General features: G+C 67.5%; 2 protein-coding genes and 1 pseudogene. All 3 read left to right on the top strand.

The window, feature by feature from the left end; all coding sequences use genetic code 11:
- Nucleotides 1-979: amidohydrolase family protein (locus EN745_RS34290; RefSeq protein WP_127423276.1), on the top strand; the 979-nt coding region annotated here is incomplete at its 5' end.
- A gap of 56 nt (nt 980-1,035) precedes the next feature.
- The gene (plsY, locus tag EN745_RS34285) at nt 1,036-1,623 is read left to right on the top strand and encodes a glycerol-3-phosphate 1-O-acyltransferase PlsY (RefSeq protein WP_126059077.1); all 588 of its coding nucleotides are present in this window, start codon (nt 1,036-1,038) and stop codon (nt 1,621-1,623) included.
- Nucleotides 1,620-1,877, top strand: a pseudogene (locus EN745_RS34280) (DNA-protecting protein DprA); the annotation flags it as partial. The gene plsY and the pseudogene EN745_RS34280, both read left to right, overlap by 4 nt.

The raw sequence follows: 1,877 nt of genomic DNA, 5'->3' as shown, positions 1-1,877 counted from the left end.
GATCGACAATGTCGCGCTGGTCGAATTCGTGCTGCGCACAGCCAAGGATACGGCAAGCGTCAACATCTTTCCGGCGGCGGCGATCACCAAGGGGCTCGACGGCCGCGAGATGACCGAGTTCGGCCTGCTGCGCGAGGCCGGCGCCGTCGCCTTCACCGACGGGCGCCACACAATCGCCAGCGCCCTGGTGATGCGCCGGGCGCTGACCTACGCCCGCGACTTCGGCGGCGTCGTCGCGCATGAGACGCAGGACGCCGACCTTGCCTCGGCGGGCGTGATGAATGAGGGCCTCTACGCAAGCTGGCTCGGCCTTGCCGGCATTCCGCGCGAGGCGGAATCGATCCCGCTGGAACGTGACCTCGCTTTGGCGCGGCTGACGCGCGGAACTTATCACGCGGCCAAGATCTCGACGGCGATGGCGGCCAACGCCGTGAGCCGGGCGAAAGCCGACGGTGCCAATGTCACGGCCGGCGTGTCGATCCACAATTTGTCCCTCAACGAGAACGACGTCGGCGAATACCGCACGTTCTTCCGGCTGACGCCGCCGCTGCGTGCCGAGGACGACCGGCTGGCCATGATTGAGGCGATCAAGGACGGCACCGTCGACATTGTCGTGTCCTCGCACGATCCGCAGGATGTCGACACCAAGCGCCTGCCCTTCGCCGACGCGGCGGCCGGCGCGATCGGGCTGGAAACGCTGCTGGGCGCGGCGCTGCGGCTCTATCACAATGGCGACGTCTCGCTGCTCAGGCTTGTCGAGGTGCTGTCGGCCGCTCCGGCGAAACTGTTCGGCCTGCCCGGCGGCACGCTGAAGCCGGGTGCCGCGGCCGACCTCGCGCTCGTCGATCTGCACGAGCCCTGGATCGTCAGCGAGAGCGGCCTTCGCTCGCGCTCGAAGAACACCTGCTTCGAGGGCGCGCGGCTGCAAGGCAAGGTCTTGCAAACGATGGTGTCGGGCCGCACAGTGTTTTCAATCTAGGCCGATGGCGGCGTAGTCCGCCATTTCGTGCGGTGAAGGAAATGCGGGGTGAAACAATGGGTTATGGCGGTATCCTGGCGCTACTGTTCGGCTATCTGCTTGGCTCGATTCCCTTCGGCCTGCTGATCACTGGCGCCGCCGGCCTTGGCGACGTGCGCAAGATCGGTTCCGGCAATATCGGCGCCACCAACGTGCTGCGCACCGGCAACAAGGGGCTCGCCGCCGCCACGCTGCTGCTCGACGCCCTGAAAGGCACGGCGGCGGTGCTGATCGCCGGCCGCTTCGCGCCGGAGTTCGCGCTTTGGGCCGGCTTCGGTGCCTTCCTTGGCCATCTCTTTCCGGCCTGGCTCGGCTTCAAGGGCGGCAAAGGCGTCGCAACCTATCTCGGCGTGCTGATCGGCCTTGCCTGGCAGGTAGCGCTGATCTTTGCCGCCGTCTGGCTCGCCGTCGCCTTCCTGTTCCGCTACTCCTCGCTCGCAGCGCTCACGGCAGCGGTGGCGGTGCCGATCGCGCTCTACTTCCTCAGCACACCCGCTATTGCCGGCCTGTTCGTGGCGATGAGCCTGATCGTCATCGTCAAGCACCGCGCCAACATCTCGCGGCTTATCGCCGGCACCGAGGGCAAGATCGGGGCCAAGGGATGAGCAAGCCCGCCGCCGGCCCGCGCCTCAGCGACCGGCAGCGGCTGAGCTGGCTTCGCCTGATCCGCACGCCGAATGTCGGTCCTGCCTCGTTCCGCGAACTGATCAACCGCTTTGGCTCCGCCGAGGCCGCGCTCGAAATGCTGCCCGAGTTGATGATCTCCGGCGGCGCCAGCCGCATCCTCCGCATTCCCACTGTGGCCGAGGCCGAGGCGGAGCTGGACGCGGCAAGGCGGGCCGGCGGCCGTTTCGTCGGC

The sequence above is a fragment of the Mesorhizobium sp. M4A.F.Ca.ET.022.05.2.1 genome (assembly GCF_003998845.1).
GTDB lineage: Bacteria > Pseudomonadota > Alphaproteobacteria > Rhizobiales > Rhizobiaceae > Mesorhizobium.
Note: the sequence above shows the minus strand (reverse complement) of the source record. Positions and strands in the feature narration are given on the sequence as shown.

Coding starts and splice junctions, on each gene's coding strand:
- plsY (WP_126059077.1), top strand. CDS start 1,036: ATGGGTTATGGCGGTATCCTGGCGCTACTGTTCGGCTATCTGCTTGGC.